The organism is Pseudomonas sp. PDM21 (assembly GCF_014852505.2).
Taxonomy (GTDB): Bacteria; Pseudomonadota; Gammaproteobacteria; order Pseudomonadales; family Pseudomonadaceae; genus Pseudomonas.
Window position 1 is genome coordinate 618,423 of record NZ_CM181223.1, and the last position, 23,298, is coordinate 641,720.

General features: G+C 58.0%; 16 protein-coding genes, 6 tRNA genes and 3 rRNA genes. 23 read left to right on the forward strand and 2 right to left on the reverse strand.

Annotated features, from left to right (window positions below):
* Nucleotides 1-83 precede the first annotated feature (83 nt).
* Together argC and erpA are read left to right on the forward strand one after the other, a co-directional pair.
* On the forward strand, nt 84-1,118 hold the full coding sequence (gene argC / locus IB275_RS02990; RefSeq protein ID WP_045212607.1) for an N-acetyl-gamma-glutamyl-phosphate reductase: 1,035 nt from the start codon (nt 84-86) through the stop codon (nt 1,116-1,118).
* Between the two features lie 135 nt (nt 1,119-1,253).
* Entirely contained in the window at nt 1,254-1,604 is a 351-nt protein-coding gene (erpA, locus tag IB275_RS02995) for an iron-sulfur cluster insertion protein ErpA (protein WP_045212604.1), read from the forward strand.
* Nucleotides 1,605-1,661: 57 nt separating this feature from the next.
* Here erpA and IB275_RS03000 read toward each other — a convergent pair whose 3' ends face one another.
* Both IB275_RS03000 and IB275_RS03005 read right to left on the reverse strand, forming a co-directional pair.
* Nucleotides 1,662-2,753 carry an anhydro-N-acetylmuramic acid kinase gene (locus IB275_RS03000; RefSeq protein ID WP_192296208.1) on the reverse strand — a complete coding sequence of 364 codons (1,092 nt, stop codon included), beginning with the start codon at nt 2,751-2,753 and terminating at the stop codon, nt 1,662-1,664.
* Nucleotides 2,754-2,756: 3 nt separating this feature from the next.
* On the reverse strand, nt 2,757-4,202 hold the full coding sequence (locus tag IB275_RS03005; protein WP_192296207.1) for a peptidoglycan DD-metalloendopeptidase family protein: 1,446 nt from the start codon (nt 4,200-4,202) through the stop codon (nt 2,757-2,759).
* Between the two features lie 182 nt (nt 4,203-4,384).
* Here IB275_RS03005 and tyrS point away from each other — a divergent pair, with 182 nt between their 5' ends.
* The 21 genes from tyrS (at nt 4,385) to rpoB (ending at nt 23,265) form a co-directional block, all read left to right on the forward strand.
* Nucleotides 4,385-5,584, forward strand: a complete 1,200-nt coding sequence (tyrS, locus tag IB275_RS03010; protein WP_192296206.1) for a tyrosine--tRNA ligase — start codon at nt 4,385-4,387, stop codon at nt 5,582-5,584.
* 545 nt (nt 5,585-6,129) lie between these two features.
* Nucleotides 6,130-7,666: ribosomal RNA gene (locus IB275_RS03015) — 16S ribosomal RNA — on the forward strand.
* A gap of 64 nt (nt 7,667-7,730) precedes the next feature.
* Nucleotides 7,731-7,807, forward strand: a tRNA-Ile gene (locus IB275_RS03020).
* A gap of 27 nt (nt 7,808-7,834) precedes the next feature.
* Nucleotides 7,835-7,910 (forward strand) — tRNA-Ala (locus tag IB275_RS03025).
* A 229-nt stretch (nt 7,911-8,139) separates the two neighbouring features.
* A 23S ribosomal RNA gene (locus IB275_RS03030) occupies nt 8,140-11,031 on the forward strand.
* Nucleotides 11,032-11,165: 134 nt separating this feature from the next.
* A 5S ribosomal RNA gene (rrf, locus tag IB275_RS03035) occupies nt 11,166-11,281 on the forward strand.
* Together the 16S, 23S and 5S rRNA genes with 2 tRNA genes alongside form the textbook arrangement of a ribosomal RNA operon.
* 135 nt (nt 11,282-11,416) lie before the next feature.
* Nucleotides 11,417-12,361: a bifunctional biotin--[acetyl-CoA-carboxylase] ligase/biotin operon repressor BirA gene (gene birA / locus IB275_RS03040; RefSeq protein WP_192296379.1), complete on the forward strand. Its 945-nt coding sequence runs from the start codon at nt 11,417-11,419 to the stop codon at nt 12,359-12,361.
* Nucleotides 12,351-13,100: a pantothenate kinase gene (locus tag IB275_RS03045; RefSeq protein WP_192296378.1), complete on the forward strand. Its 750-nt coding sequence runs from the start codon at nt 12,351-12,353 to the stop codon at nt 13,098-13,100. The genes birA and IB275_RS03045 overlap by 11 nt, the downstream gene beginning before the upstream one ends.
* Before the next feature lie 9 nt (nt 13,101-13,109).
* Nucleotides 13,110-13,790, forward strand: coding sequence for an SPOR domain-containing protein (locus tag IB275_RS03050; RefSeq protein WP_192296377.1), 681 nt, complete (start codon nt 13,110-13,112; stop codon nt 13,788-13,790).
* A 141-nt stretch (nt 13,791-13,931) separates the two neighbouring features.
* Nucleotides 13,932-14,016: transfer RNA gene (locus IB275_RS03055), tRNA-Tyr, on the forward strand.
* A gap of 26 nt (nt 14,017-14,042) precedes the next feature.
* Nucleotides 14,043-14,116, forward strand: a tRNA-Gly gene (locus tag IB275_RS03060).
* 19 nt (nt 14,117-14,135) lie between these two features.
* A tRNA-Thr gene (locus IB275_RS03065) sits at nt 14,136-14,211 on the forward strand.
* Between the two features lie 83 nt (nt 14,212-14,294).
* Entirely contained in the window at nt 14,295-15,488 is a 1,194-nt protein-coding gene (gene tuf / locus IB275_RS03070) for an elongation factor Tu (RefSeq protein ID WP_054910987.1), read from the forward strand.
* A 53-nt stretch (nt 15,489-15,541) separates the two neighbouring features.
* Nucleotides 15,542-15,617, forward strand: a tRNA-Trp gene (locus IB275_RS03075).
* Nucleotides 15,618-15,661: 44 nt separating this feature from the next.
* The gene (secE, locus tag IB275_RS03080; protein WP_045217345.1) at nt 15,662-16,030 is read left to right on the forward strand and encodes a preprotein translocase subunit SecE; all 369 of its coding nucleotides are present in this window, start codon (nt 15,662-15,664) and stop codon (nt 16,028-16,030) included.
* 9 nt (nt 16,031-16,039) lie between these two features.
* Nucleotides 16,040-16,573, forward strand: coding sequence for a transcription termination/antitermination protein NusG (gene nusG, locus IB275_RS03085; RefSeq protein ID WP_015475310.1), 534 nt, complete (start codon nt 16,040-16,042; stop codon nt 16,571-16,573).
* A 120-nt stretch (nt 16,574-16,693) separates the two neighbouring features.
* Entirely contained in the window at nt 16,694-17,125 is a 432-nt protein-coding gene (gene rplK, locus IB275_RS03090) for a 50S ribosomal protein L11 (RefSeq protein ID WP_024767122.1), read from the forward strand.
* Nucleotides 17,125-17,820, forward strand: a complete 696-nt coding sequence (rplA, locus tag IB275_RS03095; protein ID WP_015475312.1) for a 50S ribosomal protein L1 — start codon at nt 17,125-17,127, stop codon at nt 17,818-17,820. Before rplK ends, rplA begins: the two co-directional genes overlap by 1 nt.
* A gap of 202 nt (nt 17,821-18,022) precedes the next feature.
* Entirely contained in the window at nt 18,023-18,523 is a 501-nt protein-coding gene (gene rplJ, locus IB275_RS03100) for a 50S ribosomal protein L10 (protein ID WP_015475313.1), read from the forward strand.
* Nucleotides 18,524-18,599: 76 nt separating this feature from the next.
* Nucleotides 18,600-18,968, forward strand: coding sequence for a 50S ribosomal protein L7/L12 (rplL, locus tag IB275_RS03105; RefSeq protein ID WP_192296376.1), 369 nt, complete (start codon nt 18,600-18,602; stop codon nt 18,966-18,968).
* 223 nt (nt 18,969-19,191) lie between these two features.
* A complete protein-coding gene (rpoB, locus tag IB275_RS03110; RefSeq protein WP_192296375.1) occupies nt 19,192-23,265 on the forward strand; it encodes a DNA-directed RNA polymerase subunit beta in 4,074 nt (1,357 codons plus the stop codon).
* The last annotated feature ends 33 nt before the right edge of the window (nt 23,266-23,298 follow it).

Genomic DNA, 23,298 nt, shown 5'->3' on the forward strand with positions numbered 1-23,298 from the left:
GTGCATTCGCTCTGTTCAGCAGGGGCAGCGGCTCATATCATGGCTGCCCCTGAATTTGGTCCCATAGGTGGAGTGACAGGCAGATGATCAAGGTCGGTATCGTAGGCGGTACGGGTTATACGGGCGTGGAACTGCTGCGCCTGCTGGCACAGCATCCCCAGGCTCGCGTCGAGGTGATTACCTCGCGTTCCGAGGAGGGCGTGAAAGTCGCCGACATGTACCCGAACCTGCGAGGCCACTACGACGGCCTGGCTTTCAGCGTGCCGGACGTGAAGCGTCTGGGCGAATGCGATGTGGTGTTCTTCGCCACCCCGCACGGCGTGGCCCACGCACTGGCCGGCGAACTGCTGGCGACCGGTACCCGGGTGATCGACCTGTCCGCGGACTTCCGGCTGCAGGACGCGGAGGAGTGGGCCAAGTGGTACGGCCAACCGCACGGCGCGCCGGAACTGCTCCCCGAAGCCGTCTACGGCTTGCCGGAAGTGAATCGCGAGGCGATCAAGTCCGCTCGCCTGATCGCCGTTCCCGGCTGCTACCCGACCGCTACCCAGCTCGGTTTCATCCCGCTGCTGGAGAACGGCCTGGCCGATGCCAGCCAGCTGATCGCTGACTGCAAATCCGGCGTCAGCGGTGCTGGCCGTGGTGCCAAGGTCGGTTCGCTGTTCTGCGAAGCCGGTGAAAGCATGATGGCCTACTCGGTGAAAGGTCACCGTCACCTGCCGGAAATCAGTCAGGGCCTGCGTCGTGCAGCCAAGGGCGATGTCGGCCTGACCTTCGTGCCGCACCTGACCCCGATGATCCGTGGCATTCACGCGACCCTGTACGCACGTGTCGCTGACCGTGGCGTCGACCTGCAGAAGCTGTATGAAGAGCGCTACGCCAACGAGCCGTTCGTCGACGTGATGCCGGCTGGCAGCCATCCGGAAACCCGTAGCGTGCGCGGCGCCAACGTCTGCCGCATCGCGGTACACCGTCCGCAGGGCGGCGACCTGGTGGTGATCCTCTCGGTCATCGACAACCTGGTGAAGGGTGCATCCGGCCAGGCGATCCAGAACATGAACATCCTGTTCGGCCTGGACGAGCACCTGGGCCTGTCCAACGTCGCGCTGCTGCCGTAAGGAAAGACTGCCCCGGAAGGCGGTCGATTGATCTGGACCAATGGATGAGTCGGATTAGTTGACCGTTTTTCTGGGGTAAGCGGATAATGGTCCGCAATGTTGTAACGTACGGCCTCGGCCGGGAGAGTTTTCACCATGACCATCGAAACCTTCACCCCCACTCCGCTGATGTTCTCGCAAGGCGCTGCGAACAAGGTGAAGAACCTGATCGACGAAGAAGGCAACCCGCGCCTCAAGCTGCGGGTGTTCGTCACGGGCGGTGGCTGTTCGGGCTTCCAGTATGGGTTCACCTTCGATGAAGACACCGCGGACGACGACACCATCGTCGAGCGCGACGGCGTCAACCTCGTGGTCGATCCGATGAGCTTCCAGTACCTCGCCGGTGCGGAAGTGGACTACCAGGAAGGCCTCGAAGGTTCGCGGTTCGTCATCAAGAACCCGAACGCAGCGACCACCTGCGGCTGCGGTCAGTCCTTCTCGATCTGATGCCGTAGCATCGAAAACGCCGCGCAGATGCGCGGCGTTTTTGTTTGTGCGTCGGATTCAGGCGGGGTAGAGCGCGCCGAGGATACGGGGCCCCGGCGCGGCCGTGACTTCCGGGCAGTTGCCGGGCTCGCGTTCAAAGAAGCGATGGGCCAGCCAGGCGAAGGCCATCGCCTCCATCCATTCCGGCGGTACGCCGCGCTCGAGGCTGCTGATCACGCTGGCGCCCGGCATGTGCGCGGCCAGTCGTTGCATCAGTGTCGCGTTGAAGGCGCCGCCACCGCAAACCACCACTTCCTCGCAGCCGGGCTGCGCGTCCAATAGTGCTGCAGCGATGCTTTGTGCGGTCAGTTCGAGCAGGGTTGCCTGCACGTCTTCGACCTTCACCGGGTCGTGCCCGGCGAGGACTGCGTTCAGCCAGTTCAGGTTGAAGCGCTCGCGTCCGGTGCTTTTCGGGCCTTTGGCGGCGAAGAAGTCATCGGCCAGCATTTTCTGCAATAGCGCCTGATCGATGCTGCCGCTGGCAGCCCAGGCGCCGTCGCGGTCATAGGCTTCGCCGCGCTGCTCCTGGATCCAGGCATCCAGCAGGACGTTGCCGGGGCCGCAGTCGAATCCGCGAACCGGCTTGCCAGGACTGAGCAGCGAGACGTTGCTGAAGCCGCCGACGTTGAGGATGGCGCATTCGCGACCATCGCTACCGAACAACGCGCGGTGGAAGGCGGGTACCAGCGGTGCGCCCTGGCCGCCGGCGGCTACGTCGCGGCGGCGGAAGTCGGCGATTACGTCGATGCCCGTCAGCTCGGCGAGCAGTGCCGGGTTGCCGATCTGCACAGTGAAGCCTAGATGCGGTTCATGGCGAATGGTCTGGCCGTGGCTACCGATGGCGCGAATGGCGCTGGTGCTCAGCTTCTCGCGGGCGAGGAGTTCGTTGATGCCTTGGGCGGCCAGGCGTACCCAGCTGTTTTCCGCGAGGGCGGAGCGGGCAATTTCGTCAGGGCCGGGAGAGCAGAGTGCCAGAAGGTCGGCACGCAGCGCCGCAGGCATGGGGAGGTAGTGGGAGGCGAGCAGAGTAGTCTGCTCGCCTTGCTCGATCAGGGCGATGTCCAGCCCGTCGAGACTGGTACCGGACATCACACCCAGGTAGAGCGGCATGACTCAGCGCTTGTTCAGGGCCAGGAAGGTCGCCTTCTCCTGGTCCATGCGCGCGATCAGCGGTTGCGCCTGTGCCATGAAGCGCTTGCGCTCCGGACCGGACAGCGGATCAGCCGTCGGCAGCTTGGCGCTCAGCGGATCGACATGCTGGCCGTTGACCTGGAACTCGTAGTGCAGGTGCGGGCCGGTGGCAAGGCCGGTCATGCCGACGTAGCCGATGATCTGGCCCTGCTTCACCGCCACGCCGGAGCGGATGCCCTTGGCGAAGCGGCTCATGTGGCCGTACACGGTGCGGTAGCGCTGGCCGTGCTGGATCACCACGGCGTTACCGTAGCCGCCCTTGCGGCCGGCCTCGAGGATCTTGCCGTCGCCGGTCGCCTTGATCGGTGTACCGATAGGCGCCGCGTAGTCCACGCCCTTGTGTGCACGAATCTTGTTCAGGATCGGGTGGAAACGCCCAATAGAGAAGCGCGAGCTGATACGGGCGAAGTCCACCGGAGTGCGGATGAACGCCTTGCGCATGCTGCTGCCATCGGCGCGCAGGTAGCTGGTGCTGCCCTGTTTGCTGGTGTAGCGCACCGCGGTGTATTCCTTGCCGCGGTTGACGAAGCGCACCGCAAGGATGCTGCCGGTACCGACCTGCTTGCCCTGCACCTGCTGGGATTCGTAGATCACGTCGAACGAATCGCCTTCGCGAATATCCTGGGCGAAGTCGATGTCGTAGCCGAGAATGTTGGCCATCGACATGATCAGGTCGTGGGACAGTCCGGCGTTCTTGCCTGCGACGAACAGCGAGCTGTCTACGCGGCCGTGGGCATAGTTCGCATGGACCGAGGGTTTGACCAGGTCGCGCTTGAAGTCATAGCCCTTGGCGGACTTGTTCAGGCTGATGGTCTCCAGGTCGCTGCGCTTGACCTTCAGACCCTGCAGCTCGCCCTTGGTGTCGATGAGGAAGTCCACGTCCTGGCCGATATCAAGACGGGTGAACTGCTTGGCGTCCTTGCTGGCGGCAAGCATGTCGTGCACGACGTTCGCCGGCAGGCCGGCCTTCGCGAACACGGTAGAAAGGGTGTCGCCCTTGCCCACGGTCACGCTTTTCCACGCAGGATCTGCGGAAGCGGAGGGGGAGGGTTGCTGGTTCGAATCGGCGAGATCGTTCTTCTTGTCCGCGTCTTTTCCGGCGCTGTTCTGGTTGTCCGGCTGACCTTCTATCTGTGCAAAAGGCGAAGAGCCGTCGTCTTCCGTGACCGCGTTGGGTCGAAGATCGTCTTTTTCCTGAAGGATCTGCTCGGTGCTGTTTTCCAGCTCGAGATTGAGCGTGGTCTTCTTCGCCTCGACCTCGGCCGAGGGGAACACCAGCAGAGCCAGGCTGAGGAGCGCTGCTACACCGCTTGCGGCCAGCAGATGGCTCTTCGGGTAGTACGGCGCTTTCTGATCGGATTGCGTCATGGCGTGAGTGGTGTTTTTGGAATGTGAAATAACTGCCTAAAATATAACCAAATTCCCTCTGAAGCAACCCTGATGTCGGGCTTCTGACGTCCTGTCCTCTGGCGCTGGGCAAAACTTGTTTTTAGTGCCTGTTCTTGTATCGTTGGTTCCCTTTCGCAATTCGCAACGTACAGGAACCTGCAATGAAGTCGGTCGAAGAGCAGCTGGCGCTGATCCAGCGCGGTGCAGACGAAATTCTCGTGGAGGCCGAGCTGATCGAGAAGCTCAAGCGCGGCCAACCCCTGCGTATCAAGGCCGGCTTCGACCCGACCGCTCCCGACCTGCACCTGGGGCACACCGTCCTTATTAATAAGCTGCGTCAGTTCCAGGAGCTGGGCCATCAGGTGATCTTCCTGATCGGCGACTTCACTGGGATGATCGGTGACCCCAGCGGGAAAAGTGTTACCCGCCCACCCCTCACTCGCGAGCAGGTTCTCGACAACGCCGAGACGTACAAGGCCCAGGTCTTCAAGATCCTCGACCCCGCGAAGACCGAAGTAGCCTTCAATTCCACCTGGATGGACCAGCTTTCCCCCGCTGATTTCATTCGTCTGGCTTCCCAGTACACCGTTGCTCGTATGCTGGAACGCGATGATTTCAGCAAACGCTATGCCAGCAATCAGTCCATCGCCATTCACGAGTTCCTCTATCCGCTGGTTCAGGGTTACGACTCGGTGGCATTGCGTGCGGATGTCGAGCTCGGCGGCACCGACCAGAAGTTCAACCTGCTGATGGGGCGTGAGCTCCAGCGTGCCTATGAGCAGGAGCCTCAGTGCATTCTGACCATGCCGCTGCTCGAAGGCCTGGACGGCGTGAAGAAGATGTCCAAGTCGCTGGGCAACTACATCGGCATCCAGGAAGCGCCGGGCGTCATGTACAGCAAGCTCGTCTCCATCCCGGATACTTTGATGTGGCGTTACTTCGAGCTGCTCAGCTTCCGCTCCATGGAAGAGATCGAGGGCTTCAAGAAAGACGTCGAGGCTGGCGCCAACCCGCGCGACATCAAGATCAAGCTGGCGGAAGAAATCGTAGCCCGCTTCCATGGTGACGAAGCGGCCGCTTCCGCGCACAAGTCCGCTGGCAACCGCCTGAAAGAGGGCGAGCTACCGGAAGACCTGCCGGAAGTGGAGGTCGCCGCTGCGGAAGACCTGCCCATTGGTGCTGTCCTTAATAAGGCAGGCCTGGTGAAGAACTCGGCTGTCGCTCGCGACTTGCTGTCGTCCGGCGGTGTGCGGGTGGATGGTGAGGCTGTGGATCGCAGCTTTGTCTTCAAGGTGGGCGCTACCCACGTCCTGCAGGCGGGCAAGAAGGCTTTCGCTCGCGTCTCCCTGGTCGCTGAGTGAAGAAAGTTTAAATTAGTCGTTGACGGCCGATTTAAACTCCCTATAATGCGCACCACTCCCAGCGACGAAGCGCTGAAAGAACTTGAAAATCAAGTACTTACAAAGATTCGAAGTTGAGGGTGGTGGTCAGGCAGGTGATTCACTTGCCGCTCTTCATTAGCTGCTCCGGCAGCGAGCTGAAAAGAAGATCGCCGAGGTGGTTGACAGTGAGTTTGATCGCTGTAGAATGCGCCTCCCGCTGATGAGAAGGTTTCCTTCGCTGAAGCACAAGCGATTGAGTAGAAAAGAAATTTTCGAAAAATAAAGCTTGACGAAAGATGAGGTTAGCGTAGAATGCGCGCCTCGGTTGAGACGAAAGCCTCAGCCAAACGCTCTTTAACAAGTTGAATCAAGCAATTCGTGTGGGTGCTTGTGATGTAAGACTGATGATCGACTGATTATCAGCAACGCAAGTAACACTCGTGAATTCGAGAGTTTTAGCTCTTTAAATAGAGCATGCGATTGCTGAGCCAAGTTTAGGGTTTTCTCAAAACCCAAGCAGTATTGAACTGAAGAGTTTGATCATGGCTCAGATTGAACGCTGGCGGCAGGCCTAACACATGCAAGTCGAGCGGATGATGGGAGCTTGCTCCCGGATTCAGCGGCGGACGGGTGAGTAATGCCTAGGAATCTGCCTGGTAGTGGGGGACAACGTTTCGAAAGGAACGCTAATACCGCATACGTCCTACGGGAGAAAGCAGGGGACCTTCGGGCCTTGCGCTATCAGATGAGCCTAGGTCGGATTAGCTAGTTGGTGGGGTAAAGGCCTACCAAGGCGACGATCCGTAACTGGTCTGAGAGGATGATCAGTCACACTGGAACTGAGACACGGTCCAGACTCCTACGGGAGGCAGCAGTGGGGAATATTGGACAATGGGCGAAAGCCTGATCCAGCCATGCCGCGTGTGTGAAGAAGGTCTTCGGATTGTAAAGCACTTTAAGTTGGGAGGAAGGGCAGTAAGTTAATACCTTGCTGTTTTGACGTTACCAACAGAATAAGCACCGGCTAACTTCGTGCCAGCAGCCGCGGTAATACGAAGGGTGCAAGCGTTAATCGGAATTACTGGGCGTAAAGCGCGCGTAGGTGGTTTGGTAAGATGGATGTGAAATCCCCGGGCTCAACCTGGGAACTGCATCCATAACTGCCTGACTAGAGTACGGTAGAGGGTGGTGGAATTTCCTGTGTAGCGGTGAAATGCGTAGATATAGGAAGGAACACCAGTGGCGAAGGCGACCACCTGGACTGATACTGACACTGAGGTGCGAAAGCGTGGGGAGCAAACAGGATTAGATACCCTGGTAGTCCACGCCGTAAACGATGTCGACTAGCCGTTGGGATCCTTGAGATCTTAGTGGCGCAGCTAACGCGATAAGTCGACCGCCTGGGGAGTACGGCCGCAAGGTTAAAACTCAAATGAATTGACGGGGGCCCGCACAAGCGGTGGAGCATGTGGTTTAATTCGAAGCAACGCGAAGAACCTTACCTGGCCTTGACATGTCCGGAATCTTGCAGAGATGCGAGAGTGCCTTCGGGAATCGGAACACAGGTGCTGCATGGCTGTCGTCAGCTCGTGTCGTGAGATGTTGGGTTAAGTCCCGTAACGAGCGCAACCCTTGTCCTTAGTTACCAGCACGTTATGGTGGGCACTCTAAGGAGACTGCCGGTGACAAACCGGAGGAAGGTGGGGATGACGTCAAGTCATCATGGCCCTTACGGCCAGGGCTACACACGTGCTACAATGGTCGGTACAGAGGGTTGCCAAGCCGCGAGGTGGAGCTAATCCCATAAAACCGATCGTAGTCCGGATCGCAGTCTGCAACTCGACTGCGTGAAGTCGGAATCGCTAGTAATCGTGAATCAGAATGTCACGGTGAATACGTTCCCGGGCCTTGTACACACCGCCCGTCACACCATGGGAGTGGGTTGCTCCAGAAGTAGCTAGTCTAACCGCAAGGGGGACGGTTACCACGGAGTGATTCATGACTGGGGTGAAGTCGTAACAAGGTAGCCGTAGGGGAACCTGCGGCTGGATCACCTCCTTAATCGAAGATCTCAGCTTCTTCATAAGCTCCCACACGAATTGCTTGATTCACTGGTTAGACGATTGGGTCTGTAGCTCAGTTGGTTAGAGCGCACCCCTGATAAGGGTGAGGTCGGCAGTTCGAATCTGCCCAGACCCACCAATTGTTGTGGTGTGCTGCTGATCCGATGGGGCCATAGCTCAGCTGGGAGAGCGCCTGCTTTGCACGCAGGAGGTCAGGAGTTCGATCCTCCTTGGCTCCACCATTAATCGTCGAAAGCTCAGACATGAATGTTCAAGATGAACGAACATTGATGTCTGGTCTTTGTGCCAGAACTGTTCTTTAAAAATTTGGGTATGTGATAGAAGTAGACTGAATAATCTCTTTCACTGGTGATTATTCAAGTCAAGGTAAAATTTGCGAGTTCAAGCGCGAATTTTCGGCGAATGTCGTCTTCACGTTCGAGACAATAACCAGATTGCTTGGGGTTATATGGTCAAGTGAAGAAGCGCATACGGTGGATGCCTTGGCAGTCAGAGGCGATGAAAGACGTGGTAGCCTGCGATAAGCTTCGGGGAGTCGGCAAACAGACTTTGATCCGGAGATCTCTGAATGGGGAAACCCACCTAGCATAAGTTAGGTATCTTGCACTGAATACATAGGTGTAAGAGGCGAACCAGGGGAACTGAAACATCTAAGTACCCTGAGGAAAAGAAATCAACCGAGATTCCCTTAGTAGTGGCGAGCGAACGGGGATTAGCCCTTAAGCTTCTTTGAATCTAACAGAACGCTCTGGAAAGTGCGGCCATAGTGGGTGATAGCCCCGTATGTGAAAGGTTCTTTGAAGTGAAATCGAGTAGGACGGAGCACGAGAAACTTTGTCTGAATATGGGGGGACCATCCTCCAAGGCTAAATACTACTGACTGACCGATAGTGAACCAGTACCGTGAGGGAAAGGCGAAAAGAACCCCGGAGAGGGGAGTGAAATAGAACCTGAAACCGTATGCGTACAAGCAGTGGGAGCCTACTTTGTTAGGTGACTGCGTACCTTTTGTATAATGGGTCAGCGACTTATATTCAGTGGCGAGCTTAACCGTATAGGGAAGGCGTAGCGAAAGCGAGTCTTAATAGGGCGTTTTAGTCGCTGGGTATAGACCCGAAACCGGGCGATCTATCCATGAGCAGGTTGAAGGTTAGGTAACACTGACTGGAGGACCGAACCCACTCCCGTTGAAAAGGTAGGGGATGACTTGTGGATCGGAGTGAAAGGCTAATCAAGCTCGGAGATAGCTGGTTCTCCTCGAAAGCTATTTAGGTAGCGCCTCACGTATCACTCCAGGGGGTAGAGCACTGTTTCGGCTAGGGGGTCATCCCGACTTACCAAACCGATGCAAACTCCGAATACCTGGAAGTGTCAGCGTGGGAGACACACGGCGGGTGCTAACGTCCGTCGTGAAAAGGGAAACAACCCAGACCGTCAGCTAAGGTCCCAAAGTTATGGTTAAGTGGTAAACGATGTGGGAAGGCTTAGACAGCTAGGAGGTTGGCTTAGAAGCAGCCACCCTTTAAAGAAAGCGTAATAGCTCACTAGTCGAGTCGGCCTGCGCGGAAGATGTAACGGGGCTCAAACCATACACCGAAGCTACGGGTGCATCGCAAGATGCGCGGTAGAGGAGCGTTCTGTAAGCCTGTGAAGGTGAGTTGAGAAGCTTGCTGGAGGTATCAGAAGTGCGAATGCTGACATGAGTAACGACAATGGGAGTGAAAAACTCCCACGCCGAAAGACCAAGGGTTCCTGCGCAACGTTAATCGACGCAGGGTTAGTCGGTCCCTAAGGCGAGGCTGAAGAGCGTAGTCGATGGGAAACAGGTTAATATTCCTGTACTTCTAGTTACTGCGATGGAGGGACGGAGAAGGCTAGGCCAGCTTGGCGTTGGTTGTCCAAGTTTAAGGTGGTAGGCAGAGATCTTAGGTAAATCCGGGGTCTTAATGCCGAGAGCTGATGACGAGTCATCTTTTAGATGATGAAGTGGTTGATGCCATGCTTCCAGGAAAAGCTTCTAAGCTTCAGGTAACTAGGAACCGTACCCCAAACCGACACAGGTGGTTGGGTAGAGAATACCAAGGCGCTTGAGAGAACTCGGGTGAAGGAACTAGGCAAAATGGCACCGTAACTTCGGGAGAAGGTGCGCCGGCGAGGGTTAAGGATTTACTCCGTAAGCCCATGCCGGTCGAAGATACCAGGCCGCTGCGACTGTTTATTAAAAACACAGCACTCTGCAAACACGAAAGTGGACGTATAGGGTGTGACGCCTGCCCGGTGCCGGAAGGTTAATTGATGGGGTTAGCGAAAGCGAAGCTCTTGATCGAAGCCCCGGTAAACGGCGGCCGTAACTATAACGGTCCTAAGGTAGCGAAATTCCTTGTCGGGTAAGTTCCGACCTGCACGAATGGCGTAACGATGGCGGCGCTGTCTCCACCCGAGACTCAGTGAAATTGAAATCGCTGTGAAGATGCAGTGTATCCGCGGCTAGACGGAAAGACCCCGTGAACCTTTACTGTAGCTTTGCACTGGACTTTGAGCCTGCTTGTGTAGGATAGGTGGGAGGCTTTGAAGCGTGGACGCCAGTCTGCGTGGAGCCATCCTTGAAATACCACCCTGGCATGCTTGAGGTTCTAACTCTGGTCCGTTATCCGGATCGAGGACAGTGTATGGTGGGCAGTTTGACTGGGGCGGTCTCCTCCTAAAGAGTAACGGAGGAGTACGAAGGTGCGCTCAGACCGGTCGGAAATCGGTCGTAGAGTATAAAGGCAAAAGCGCGCTTGACTGCGAGACAGACACGTCGAGCAGGTACGAAAGTAGGTCTTAGTGATCCGGTGGTTCTGTATGGAAGGGCCATCGCTCAACGGATAAAAGGTACTCCGGGGATAACAGGCTGATACCGCCCAAGAGTTCATATCGACGGCGGTGTTTGGCACCTCGATGTCGGCTCATCACATCCTGGGGCTGAAGCCGGTCCCAAGGGTATGGCTGTTCGCCATTTAAAGTGGTACGCGAGCTGGGTTTAGAACGTCGTGAGACAGTTCGGTCCCTATCTGCCGTGGACGTTTGAGATTTGAGAGGGGCTGCTCCTAGTACGAGAGGACCGGAGTGGACGAACCTCTGGTGTTCCGGTTGTCACGCCAGTGGCATTGCCGGGTAGCTATGTTCGGAATAGATAACCGCTGAAAGCATCTAAGCGGGAAACTAGCCTCAAGATGAGATCTCACTGGGAACTTGATTCCCCTGAAGGGCCGTCGAAGACTACGACGTTGATAGGTCGGGTGTGTAAGCGCTGTGAGGCGTTGAGCTAACCGATACTAATTGCCCGTGAGGCTTGACCATATAACACCCAAACAATTTGCGTGTTGTACGGTGAAGACGTAACGAACCGAAAGTTCGTGTGAACCGCAAATACCTGTCACATACCCGAATCTGGATGAACGTGTGCACTTGCCACGAGCGTCCATAAAGAATTGCTTGACGACCATAGAGCGTTGGAACCACCTGATCCCATCCCGAACTCAGTAGTGAAACGACGCATCGCCGATGGTAGTGTGGAGTTTCTCCATGTGAGAGTAGGTCATCGTCAAGCTCCTATCCCAAGACCCCTGGTCAGCATCGCTGGCCGGGGGTTTTGCTTTTGCGCGCGGAAAACTCGGACGCATCGCTGCGTAGGCAATTCGGGCATGCCTCTATATGATGCGTGCCTGACTGTTGCGGGGGTGATATGCAGACCTTGCTGAAATTGCTGAGCGATGGCCGCTTTCATTCCGGGGAAGAGCTGGGTGCTCTTCTCGGAGTAAGTCGCAGCGCCGTCTGGAAGCGCCTTGAGGGCTTTGAGCGTGACTACGGGATGGTCGTGCAGCGCGTGCGCGGCCGTGGTTATCGCCTGGAAGAGCCTTTGAGCATCATCTCGCCCAGGTCCGACTCCGGCCTGTGGTCTCTCGATGTCCTTCTTTCGATCGACTCTACCAATGCCGAGGTTCTGCGACGACTGTCTGCGGGCGCCGCAGCGCCGTTTGCCATCCTGGGTGAGCGGCAGACCGCTGGGCGAGGGAGAAGAGGTCGGCAGTGGGAAAGCCCCTTCGGCGCCAACCTTTATTACACCCTGGGTATCACCGTGCGTGGTGGGGCTCAGGAGTTGGAAGGGTTGAGTCTGGTGGTTGGCCTTGCGGTAGCTAAGGCGATCCAGGCGCTGGGCGTGAAGGACGTAGGTCTCAAGTGGCCGAATGATGTGCTGGTGGGGGGCAAGAAGATCGCTGGAATCCTGCTGGAGCTCACGGGCGATCCTGCAGATATCTGCAGCGTTGCCATCGGCATCGGCATCAATGTGAATATGCGCAAGGCGGACGCCATCGACCAGCCGTGGACCTCGGCGCGAGAGGCTCTCGGCAAGCTGGTCGATCGCAACGAGCTTTTGCAGGCGCTGGAGTCGCAGCTTGCCTGTGCGCTTTCCCGTCATCGCGAGCAAGGATTCGCTGCCAGCCGCGAAGAGTGGGAGTCCCTTCATCTATGGCAGGGGCGGCAAGTCACGCTGTCCACTGTCGCCAATAATATCGTTGGGCGTGCCCTTGGTATCGATGAGAGAGGCGCGCTGCGTCTCCTGGTGGATGGCAAGGAGCAGAGCTACAGCGGAGGCGAGCTGAGTCTGAGGTTGTCGGATGATTCTTGAGTTGGATTGCGGAAACAGCCTGATCAAGTGGCGGGTGGTCAGAAAGCACGACCTGGTGACTGTCGCTGGAGGCGTGGCTGATTCCGATCAGGCGCTGCTTGCGCAATTGCAGGCCAGCGAAGTGGTGGATATTCGCTATTGCCGTATGGTCAGCGTACGCAGCGAGCAGGAAACCGACGCGCTTCGTGTGGGGCTGGAAAACGCATTCTCCATTGTGGTGCAGATTGCTGCGCCGGCGACCGAGCTGAGCGGTGTGCTGAATGGCTACCGTGAGTATCAGCGTCTTGGGATGGATCGTTGGCTAGCCCTCGTGGCGGGCCATTGCCTCGCCGGGCGTGGCTGCTTGGTGCTTGATCTTGGTACCGCGGTTACTTCCGATCTCGTCGACGCCGGCGGAAGGCACCTGGGGGGCTATATAGCTCCCGGCATGCCTCTGATGCGTAGCCAGCTGCGAACCCACACCCGCCGTATTCGCTATGACGATGAGGCGGCTCATGAGGCGCTGCAGAACCTGTTGCCAGGCCAGGAAACTTCAGAGGCGGTGGAGCGGGGCTGCGTGCTGATGCTGCGCGGATTTGTGCGGGAGCAGATCGATCTGGCCAACAAGCTGCTGGGGGATGACTGTGCTGTCTATCTGACCGGGGGCGACGCTGAGCTGGTCAAGGATGAATCTGCGCGTGCTGTCGTGCTTCCGGATCTGGTATTTCTCGGCCTGGCGCTTGCCTGTCCGATCGAGTGAGTCTGATCGATGCGTTGGTTCTTTCTTTTTCTGCTCGCACTTAACGTCTTCTACTACGTCTGGCACCAACAGCAGGCGCCTCTCCGTCCAAAGGAGATCGCGCCGCTCAGTCTGTTCCACGCTGAGCAGAAGAATATTCGTCTGCTCAGTGAGTCTGCTGAGACGCCCCAGCGCCGTCCGGCAGAAGAGAAGCCGGCGGTTACTCCCCCGTCTGCGTGTATCTACCTGGGCAGCTTCTCTGCGGAAGATCGCGCTCGGCAGCTGGTTCAGCGCTTGCTGAGCCTGGATGTCCAGGCCTCGCTGCAGACAGTGGATGCCGCTGCTGGTGTCGATTACTGGGTTTATCTCCCGCCCCTGGCTTCGCGACAGGCTTCGTTGTGGCAGCTGCGCGAGCTGCAGGCGCGCAAGATCGATAGTTACATCATTACAGAGGGTGACCTGACTGACGGAATCTCCCTTGGAATTTTCCAGCGCAAGGACTCGGCGGACAGCGTTGTCGAACGTCTGAAGACCGCTGGCTACGATGCTCTGGTGCGCGAACTTGCTCGTTCGCAACATGATTACTGGGCGCAGATAGCCGCGGAAAGCGGGCGCCTGGTGGACGATTCCCTGGTGCGTCAGCTGGCCCCGGATTTCCCGGAACTGCAAAAACAAACAATGCCGTGTAAAAACGTTGCAAGCCCTCAATAGTTTGAATAGAATGGCGCCCGCTTCACAGGGGTGGCCTGAAAAGGTCAAACACTGGAAGCCGTTGTCGAAGAGCTAAGCTCAAGTTTTTTAAAGAAAAACAGTTGACAACGCGGTGGCAGGCTGTAGAATGCCGCCTCACTCGGAGGGGTTCCCGAGCGGCCAAAGGGATCAGACTGTAAATCTGACGTCTCAGACTTCGAAGGTTCGAATCCTTCCCCCTCCACCAGTTTTCAAGCGTGAGCTGCAAGCTCCGCGGGTATAGTTCAGTGGTAGAACCTCAGCCTTCCAAGCTGATGATGCGGGTTCGATTCCCGCTACCCGCTCCAAGTTTGTTGCTTATGTCTTGCTCATGTAGCTCAGCTGGTAGAGCACACCCTTGGTAAGGGTGAGGTCAGCGGTTCAAATCCGCTCATGAGCTCCATCTCGCAAAGGCAGATATGAAAATATCTGCCTTTGTTTTAATGGTGACGTGACTTTCTCAATTCCTTACGGGAGGCGGTCAAGATGGCTAAAGAAAAGTTTGAGCGTAACAAGCCGCACGTAAACGTCGGCACCATCGGTCACGTTGACCACGGCAAAACCACTCTGACCGCTGCTCTGACCAAGGTCTGCTCCGAGACCTGGGGCGGCTCCGCTCGCGCTTTCGACCAGATCGACAACGCGCCGGAAGAGAAGGCTCGTGGTATCACCATCAACACCTCTCACGTTGAATACGACTCGCCGGTACGCCACTACGCTCACGTAGACTGCCCGGGCCACGCCGACTACGTGAAGAACATGATCACCGGTGCTGCCCAGATGGACGGCGCGATCCTGGTTTGCTCCGCTGCTGACGGCCCCATGCCGCAGACCCGCGAGCACATCCTGCTGTCCCGCCAGGTAGGCGTTCCTTACATCGTCGTGTTCCTGAACAAGGCCGACATGGTTGACGACGCCGAGCTGCTGGAACTGGTCGAAATGGAAGTTCGCGATCTGCTGAACACCTACGACTTCCCGGGCGACGACACTCCGATCGTGATCGGTTCCGCTCTGATGGCTCTGAACGGCCAGGACGACAACGAGATGGGCGTTTCCGCCGTGCGCAAGCTGGTAGAAACCCTGGACTCGTACATTCCTGAGCCCGAGCGCGCCATCGACAAGCCGTTCCTGATGCCGATCGAAGACGTATTCTCGATCTCCGGCCGTGGCACCGTGGTAACTGGCCGTGTTGAGCGTGGCATCGTCAAGATCCAGGAAGAAGTGGAAATCGTCGGTATCAAGGCGACTACCAAAACTACCTGCACCGGCGTTGAAATGTTCCGCAAGCTGCTCGACGAAGGTCGTGCTGGTGAGAACGTTGGCGTTCTGCTGCGTGGCACCAAGCGTGAAGACGTAGAGCGTGGCCAGGTTCTGGCCAAGCCGGGCACCATCAAGCCGCACACCAAGTTCGAGTGCGAAGTGTACGTGCTGTCCAAAGAAGAAGGTGGTCGTCACACCCCGTTCTTCAAAGGCTACCGTCCGCAGTTCTACTTCCGTACCACCGACGTAACCGGCAACTGCGAACTGCCGGAAGGCGTTGAGATGGTAATGCCGGGCGACAACGTGAAAATGGTTGTTACCCTGATCGCTCCGATCGCCATGGAAGATGGTCTGCGCTTCGCGATTCGCGAAGGCGGCCGTACCGTTGGCGCCGGCGTGGTCGCCAAGATCATCGAGTAATCGATTGATCTTTCCCTCTCAGGCCGGCATAATGGTCGGCCTGACTTTGTTCTAGGCCAGTAGCTCAATTGGCAGAGCGGCGGTCTCCAAAACCGCAGGTTGGGGGTTCGATTCCCTCCTGGCCTGCCAGATTTCTCAAGATCTGGCACTTCTTTAAACGGGATTCCTAGCAGATGAATGCGAAGGTAGAAGCCAAAGAGTCGCGTCTTGATCTCTTGAAGTGGCTTGTGGTTGCAGTGCTGGTGGTGGTGGCTGTGGTTGCCAACCAGTATTACTCCGCGCAACCGATCTTCTATCGCGTTCTCGGTATCCTCGTGATGGCGGCTGTTGCAGGCTTTGTCTCGCTGCAGACCGTCAAGGGGCGTGCATTCTTTACCTTGGCTAAAGAAGCTCGCGCCGAGATTCGCAAGGTTGTATGGCCGTCTCGTCAAGAGACAACTCAGACCACGCTGATCGTAGTGGCAGTAGTGCTTGTAATGGCGCTGGTGCTTTGGGGGCTTGACTCCCTGCTGGGTTGGCTGGTTTCCATGATCGTAGGTTAAGGGTGTTCCGTGGCTAAGCGTTGGTACGTTGTGCATGCCTACTCGGGTTACGAGAAGCATGTCATGCGCTCGCTGATCGAGCGGGTCAAACTGGCCGGCATGGAAGATGGGTTTGGTGAGATTCTCGTCCCTACCGAAGAAGTGGTGGAGATGCGGAACGGCCAGAAGCGCAAAAGTGAGCGCAAATTCTTCCCGGGCTATGTCCTGGTGCAGATGGAAATGAACGAGGGTACTTGGCACCTGGTCAAGGATACCCCTCGTGTCATGGGCTTCATTGGTGGTACTGCCGACAAGCCGGCGCCGATCACCGATAAAGAGGCTGATGCCATTCTGCGTCGTGTCGCTGATAGCGGCGACAAGCCGAAGCCGAAGACACTGTTCGAGCCGGGCGAGACCGTTCGTGTCATCGATGGTCCGTTCGCTGACTTCAATGGCGTCGTCGAAGAGGTTAACTACGAAAAGAGCCGCATCCAGGTCGCTGTGCTCATTTTCGGTCGCTCTACCCCGGTAGAGCTGGAGTTCAGCCAGGTAGAGAAAGTTTAACTGGCATACTGAATCCCACACCCCGCAGCCCTAGGCTGCGGGGTTTTGTCGTCCTTGGGATAAAACGCGAAAGCAACCGGGGAGCCCGACAGGGCGCTTGACCCGCATTTGGAGTAGCAAATGGCTAAGAAAATCACGGCTTACATCAAGCTGCAAGTTAAGGCCGGCCAGGCCAACCCGTCGCCGCCCGTCGGCCCGGCTCTGGGTCAGCACGGCGTGAACATCATGGAATTCTGCAAGGCGTTCAACGCCAAGACCCAAGGCCAAGAGCCGGGTCTGCCGACTCCTGTGATCATCACCGTTTACAGCGACCGTAGCTTCACCTTCGAAACCAAGAGCACCCCCGCTGCCGTCCTGCTGAAAAAAGCAGCTGGCATCACCAGCGGTTCCGCTCGTCCGAACTCTCAGAAAGTCGGCACCGTTACCCGTGCTCAGCTGGAAGAGATCGCCAAGGCCAAGCAGGCTGACCTGACCGCTGCTGACCTGGACGCTGCCGTACGCACCATTGCTGGCTCCGCGCGCAGCATGGGCCTGAACGTGGAGGGTGTGTAATGGCTAAGCTGACCAAGCGTCAAAAGGCTATCGCCGAGAAGATCGAAGCAGGCAAGCAATACGGCTTCGAAGATGCCGCCAAGCTGCTGGCCGAGCTGTCGACTATCAAGTTCAAGGAGTCCGTGGACATCGCCATCAATCTGGGCGTTGATCCGCGTAAATCCGATCAGGTCGTACGTGGCGCCACCGTTCTGCCGAACGGTACCGGCAAATCCGTACGCGTTGCCGTCTTCACCCAGGGTCCTGGTGTTGAAGCTGCCCTGGCTGCTGGTGCAGACAAGGTTGGCATGGACGAACTGGCTGCCGAAATGAAAGCCGGCGACCTGAACTACGACGTCGTTATCGCCTCCCCGGACGCGATGCGTGTTGTTGGCCAGCTGGGCCAGGTACTGGGCCCGCGCGGTCTGATGCCGAACCCGAAGGTCGGCACCGTGACTCCGGACGTCGCTACCGCCGTCAAGAACGCCAAAGCCGGTCAGGTACGTTTCCGTACCGACAAGAACGGCATCATCCACGCTTCCGTTGGCAAGATCGACTTCGAGCCGGTCAAGCTGAAGCAGAACGTGGAAGCGCTGCTGAGCGATCTGAAGCGCCTGAAGCCGTCCTCCTCGAAGGGCGTGTACGTTCAGCGCGTGACCCTGAGCACCACCATGGGCCCGGGTCTGCAGATCGATCAGGCTTCGCTGGAAGGCTGATGAACTAAGTCGAGTAGTGGGTTCGCCCACTGCTCGCAGGTATTGGGGTCCCTGCCTGGCGGGGGCTATCCAAGACCGTAGGCGGCGCAAGCCTTAAACCTCAAGCCTACGCAGATGGTGCTCCCGATTCGTTTACCGAATCAGACACCAAAACGCCGTCCGGCTCCGGCTGGACGAATCGGTAACATCCAGGAGTAAACCCGTGGCAATTAAACTCGAAGACAAGAAGGCCATCGTCGCTGAAGTCAACGAGGCTGCCAAAGCCGGTCTGTCCGCTGTCGTGGTTGATGCACGCGGCGTGACTGTCGGCGCTATGACCGGACTCCGTAAAGAGGCCCGCGCAGCTGGTGTGTACGTGAAAGTCGTACGTAACACCCTGCTCAAGCGCGCCGTTGAAGGCACTCAGTTTGAAGTGCTCAACGACGTGTTCAAGGGCCCGACCCTGATTGCTTTCTCCAACGAACATCCGGGCGCTGCCGCTCGTATCTTCAAGGAGTTTGCCAAGGGTCAGGACAAGTTCGAGATCAAGGCGGCCGCGTTCGAGGGTCAGTTCCTCGCAGCCAATCAGATCGACGTGCTGGCGACCCTGCCGACCTACAACGAAGCTGTTGCACAGCTGATGAGCGTGATCCAAGGCGCTACCAGCAAGCTGGCTCGTACTCTGGCGGCAATTCGCGATCAGAAAGAAGCTACCGCAGCCTAAGGCTCGGCAACTCCTTTCAACCTTTTTTGTTTAATTCGATGGCCTTAGGCCGTCACCCAATACAGGAATTAGAGTCATGGCTCTGACCAACGAAGACATCATCTCCGCCGTATCCGAAATGTCCGTCATGCAGATCGTTGAACTGATCAAGGCGATGGAAGAGAAGTTCGGCGTTACCGCTGCTGCCGCTACCGTTGCTTCTGCCGGCCCGGCTGCTGCCGCTGCTGAAGAGCAGACCGAGTTCACCATCGTCCTGGCCGAAGCTGGCGACAAGAAAGTGAACGTGATCAAGGTCGTTCGTGAACTGACCGGCCTGGGCCTGAAAGAAGCCAAGGCTGTCGTTGACGGCGCCCCGGGCGTGGTCAAGGAAGGCGCTTCGAAAGAAGAAGCCGAAGCTGCCAAGAAAGCCCTGGAAGAAGCAGGCGCCAAGGTCGAGCTCAAGTAAGTTCGTACCTTGCGTCGACAGCCCGAGCGTTAAGCGACAGGCTGATGGCTGGTGGCAATTGCCACCGGCCTTTTTCCGTTATGGGTGGGGTGCCGTAGGTGCCTCCCATAACGTGAAAATCCCGCCACGAGTGGCGGCGCAAACCTAGGGTTTGCACGATTTTTGGGCTGCTCCCCTGTGCGGGAGAGGCCAAACAAGCAGGTGACCAAGCTGGGGAACGCTGATGGCTTACTCATACACTGAGAAAAAACGTATCCGCAAGGACTTTAGCAAGTTGCCGGACGTCATGGATGTGCCGTATTTGCTGGCCATCCAGCTGGATTCCTATCGCGAATTCCTGCAGGCGGGTGCAAGCAAGGACCAGGTCCGAGACATCGGCCTGCATGCGGCCTTCAAGTCCGTCTTCCCGATTATCAGCTATTCCGGCAATGCTGCCCTGGAATACGTCGGCTACCGTCTGGGCGAGCCGGCCTTCGATGTCAAGGAATGCGTGCTGCGCGGTGTGACCTTTGCGGTCCCGCTGCGTGTGAAAGTGCGCCTGATCATTTTCGACAAGGAATCGTCGAACAAAGCGATCAAGGACATCAAGGAACAAGAAGTCTACATGGGGGAAATCCCCCTGATGACCGAGAACGGTACCTTCATCATCAACGGTACCGAGCGCGTCATCGTTTCTCAGCTGCACCGCTCCCCGGGTGTGTTCTTCGACCACGACCGTGGCAAGACCCACAGCTCCGGCAAGCTGCTGTACTCCGCTCGCATCATTCCTTACCGTGGTTCCTGGCTCGACTTCGAGTTCGATCCGAAGGACTGCGTGTTCGTTCGTATCGACCGTCGCCGCAAGCTGCCGGCTTCCGTCCTGCTGCGCGCGCTGAACTACAGCACCGAGGAAATCCTCAACGCGTTCTATGACACCAACGTCTACGAGATCAAGGGCGAGACCCTGAATCTGGAGCTGGTGCCGTCGCGTCTGCGTGGCGAGATCGCCAGCTTCGACATCAAGGATGCTGCCGGCAAGGTCATCGTTGAGGCGGGCCGCCGTATCACTGCGCGCCATATCAACCAGCTCGAGAAGGCTGGCATCAGCCAGCTGGAAGTGCCTTTCGACTACCTGATTGGCCGTACCGTGGCCAAGGCTGTCGTGCACCCGGCTACCGGCGAGATCATCGCCGAGTGCAACACCGAGCTGACCGTCGATGCCCTGGCGAAGATCGCCAAGGCCCAGGTTGCCCGCCTGGAAACCCTGTACACCAACGACATCGACTGCGGTCCGTTTATCTCCGACACGCTGAAGATCGACTCCACCAGCAACCAACTGGAAGCGCTGGTCGAGATCTATCGCATGATGCGTCCCGGCGAGCCGCCGACCAAGGAAGCTGCCGAGACCCTGTTCGGCAACCTGTTCTTCAGTGCCGAGCGTTACGACCTGTCCGCCGTTGGCCGCATGAAGTTCAACCGTCGTATCGGTCGTACCGAGATCGAAGGCGCCGGCGTCCTGAGCAAGGAAGACATCGTAGAGGTCCTCAAGACCCTCGTTGCCATCCGTAACGGCAAAGGCATCGTCGACGACATCGACCATCTGGGTAACCGTCGCGTCCGTTGCGTCGGCGAGATGGCCGAGAACCAGTTCCGTGTTGGCCTGGTGCGTGTAGAGCGCGCGGTCAAGGAACGTCTGTCGATGGCCGAAAGCGAAGGCCTGATGCCGCAGGACCTGATCAACGCCAAGCCGGTGGCTGCCGCGATCAAGGAGTTCTTCGGTTCCAGCCAGCTGTCGCAGTTCATGGACCAGAACAACCCGCTCTCCGAGATCACCCACAAGCGCCGCGTCTCCGCACTCGGCCCAGGTGGTCTGACCCGTGAGCGTGCGGGCTTCGAGGTTCGTGACGTACACCCGACCCACTACGGCCGCGTGTGCCCAATCGAAACCCCTGAAGGTCCGAACATCGGTCTGATCAACTCCCTGGCCACCTACGCCCGCACCAACAAGTACGGCTTCCTCGAAAGCCCGTACCGCGTGGTGAAGGAAGGTCTGGTCAGCGACGACATCGTCTTCCTGTCCGCGATCGAAGAGGCCGATCATGTGATCGCCCAGGCCTCCGCCACCCTGAACGAAAAGGGTGAGCTGATCGACGAGCTGGTAGCCGTACGTCACCTGAACGAATTCACCGTGAAGGCGCCGGAAGACGTCACCCTCATGGACGTGTCGCCGAAGCAGGTCGTTTCCGTCGCTGCCTCGCTGATTCCGTTCCTCGAGCACGACGACGCCAACCGTGCACTCATGGGTTCGAACATGCAGCGTCAGGCTGTACCGACCCTGCGCGCCGACAAGCCGCTGGTAGGTACTGGCATGGAGCGCAACGTCGCCCGTGACTCCGGTGTCTGCGTGGTTGCCCGTCGTGGCGGCGTGATCGACTCGGTCGACGCCAGCCGTATCGTGGTCCGCGTGAACGACGACGAAGTCGAGACTGGCGAAGCCGGTGTCGACATCTACAACCTGACCAAATACACCCGTTCCAACCAGAACACCTGCATCAACCAGCGTCCGCTGGTGCAGAAGGGTGACCAGGTTTCGCGCAGCGACATTCTGGCCGACGGCCCGTCCACCGACATGGGTGAACTGGCTCTGGGTCAGAACATGCGCGTAGCGTTCATGCCCTGGAACGGCTTCAACTTCGAAGACTCCATCTGCCTGTCCGAGCGCGTGGTCCAGGAAGATCGTTTCACCACGATCCACATCCAGGAACTGACTTGCGTTGCCCGTGACACCAAGCTCGGCCCAGAAGAAATCACCGCGGACATCCCGAACGTGGGTGAGGCTGCGCTGAACAAGCTGGACGAAGCTGGCATCGTCTACGTCGGCGCCGAAGTGCAGGCTGGCGACATCCTGGTCGGCAAGGTCACCCCGAAAGGCGAGACCCAGCTGACTCCGGAAGAGAAGCTGCTGCGTGCGATCTTCGGTGAGAAGGCGTCCGACGTTAAGGACACCTCCCTGCGTGTGCCGACCGGCACCAAGGGCACTGTGATCGACGTACAGGTCTTCACCCGTGATGGCGTGGAGCGCGATAGCCGTGCCCTGTCCATCGAGAAGATGCAGCTGGACGAGATCCGCAAGGACCTGAACGAAGAGTTCCGCATCGTCGAAGGCGCAACCTTCGAGCGTCTGCGTTCCGCTCTGGTCGGTGCCAAGGCCGACGGCGGTCCTGCCCTGAAGAAAGGCGCAGAGATCACTGACGAGTACCTGGACGGCCTCGAGCGCGGCCAGTGGTTCAAGCTGCGCATGGCGGAAGATCCTCTGAACGAGCAGCTGGAGAAGGCCCAGGCCTACATCAGCGACCGCCGTCAGATGCTGGACGACAAGTTCGAAGACAAGAAGCGCAAGCTGCAGCAGGGCGATGACCTGGCTCCGGGCGTACTGAAGATCGTCAAGGTCTACCTCGCTATCAAGCGCCGCATCCAGCCGGGCGACAAGATGGCAGGCCGTCACGGTAACAAGGGTGTGGTCTCGGTGATCATGCCGGTCGAAGACATGCCGCACGACGTGCATGGCACTCCGGTCGATATCGTTCTGAACCCGCTGGGCGTACCGTCGCGTATGAACGTCGGACAGATTCTCGAAACCCACCTGGGCCTCGCGGCCAAGGGTCTGGGCGAGAAGATCAACCGCATGCTCGAAGAGCAGCGCAAGATCGCCGAGCTGCGTGTGTTCCTGAACGAGATCTACAACGAGATCGGCGGCCGCCAGGAAAGCCTGGACGAGCTGAACGATAACGAGATCCTCGCTCTGGCCAACAACCTCAAGGGCGGCGTGCCCATGGCTACCCCGGTGTTCGACGGTGCCAAGGAGCGCGAGATCAAGGCCATGCTGAAGCTGGCCGATCTGCCGGAGAGCGGTCAGATGCGTCTGTATGACGGCCGCACCGGCAACCAGTTCGAGCGTACGACCACCGTTGGTTACATGTACATGCTCAAGCTGAACCACCTGGTCGATGACAAGATGCACGCACGTTCCACCGGCTCCTACAGCCTGGTTACCCAGCAGCCGCTGGGTGGTAAGGCGCAGTTCGGTGGCCAGCGTTTCGGGGAGATGGAGGTCTGGGCGCTGGAAGCCTACGGTGCCGCCTACACCCTGCAGGAAATGCTGACCGTGAAGTCGGACGACGTGAACGGCCGTACCAAGATGTACAAGAACATCGTGGACGGGGATCACCGCATGGAGGCCGGCATGCCCGAGTCCTTCAACGTGTTGATCAAAGAGATCCGCTCGCTCGGCATCGATATCGAACTGGAAACCGAATAACACGTGACGTCAGAACGGTGCGGCTGGTCAAGG

What these genes read in the sequence shown, in the direction of transcription:
- argC (WP_045212607.1), top strand. Translation starts at nt 84, where the DNA reads ATGATCAAGGTCGGTATCGTAGGCGGTACGGGTTATACGGGCGTGGAA.
- erpA (WP_045212604.1), top strand. Translation starts at nt 1,254, where the DNA reads ATGACCATCGAAACCTTCACCCCCACTCCGCTGATGTTCTCGCAAGGC.
- IB275_RS03000 (WP_192296208.1), bottom strand. Translation starts at nt 2,753, where the DNA reads ATGCCGCTCTACCTGGGTGTGATGTCCGGTACCAGTCTCGACGGGCTG.
- IB275_RS03005 (WP_192296207.1), bottom strand. Translation starts at nt 4,202, where the DNA reads ATGACGCAATCCGATCAGAAAGCGCCGTACTACCCGAAGAGCCATCTG.
- tyrS (WP_192296206.1), top strand. Translation starts at nt 4,385, where the DNA reads ATGAAGTCGGTCGAAGAGCAGCTGGCGCTGATCCAGCGCGGTGCAGAC.
- birA (WP_192296379.1), top strand. Translation starts at nt 11,417, where the DNA reads ATGCAGACCTTGCTGAAATTGCTGAGCGATGGCCGCTTTCATTCCGGG.
- IB275_RS03045 (WP_192296378.1), top strand. Translation starts at nt 12,351, where the DNA reads ATGATTCTTGAGTTGGATTGCGGAAACAGCCTGATCAAGTGGCGGGTG.
- IB275_RS03050 (WP_192296377.1), top strand. Translation starts at nt 13,110, where the DNA reads ATGCGTTGGTTCTTTCTTTTTCTGCTCGCACTTAACGTCTTCTACTAC.
- tuf (WP_054910987.1), top strand. Translation starts at nt 14,295, where the DNA reads ATGGCTAAAGAAAAGTTTGAGCGTAACAAGCCGCACGTAAACGTCGGC.
- secE (WP_045217345.1), top strand. Translation starts at nt 15,662, where the DNA reads ATGAATGCGAAGGTAGAAGCCAAAGAGTCGCGTCTTGATCTCTTGAAG.
- rplK (WP_024767122.1), top strand. Translation starts at nt 16,694, where the DNA reads ATGGCTAAGAAAATCACGGCTTACATCAAGCTGCAAGTTAAGGCCGGC.
- rplA (WP_015475312.1), top strand. Translation starts at nt 17,125, where the DNA reads ATGGCTAAGCTGACCAAGCGTCAAAAGGCTATCGCCGAGAAGATCGAA.
- rplL (WP_192296376.1), top strand. Translation starts at nt 18,600, where the DNA reads ATGGCTCTGACCAACGAAGACATCATCTCCGCCGTATCCGAAATGTCC.
- rpoB (WP_192296375.1), top strand. Translation starts at nt 19,192, where the DNA reads ATGGCTTACTCATACACTGAGAAAAAACGTATCCGCAAGGACTTTAGC.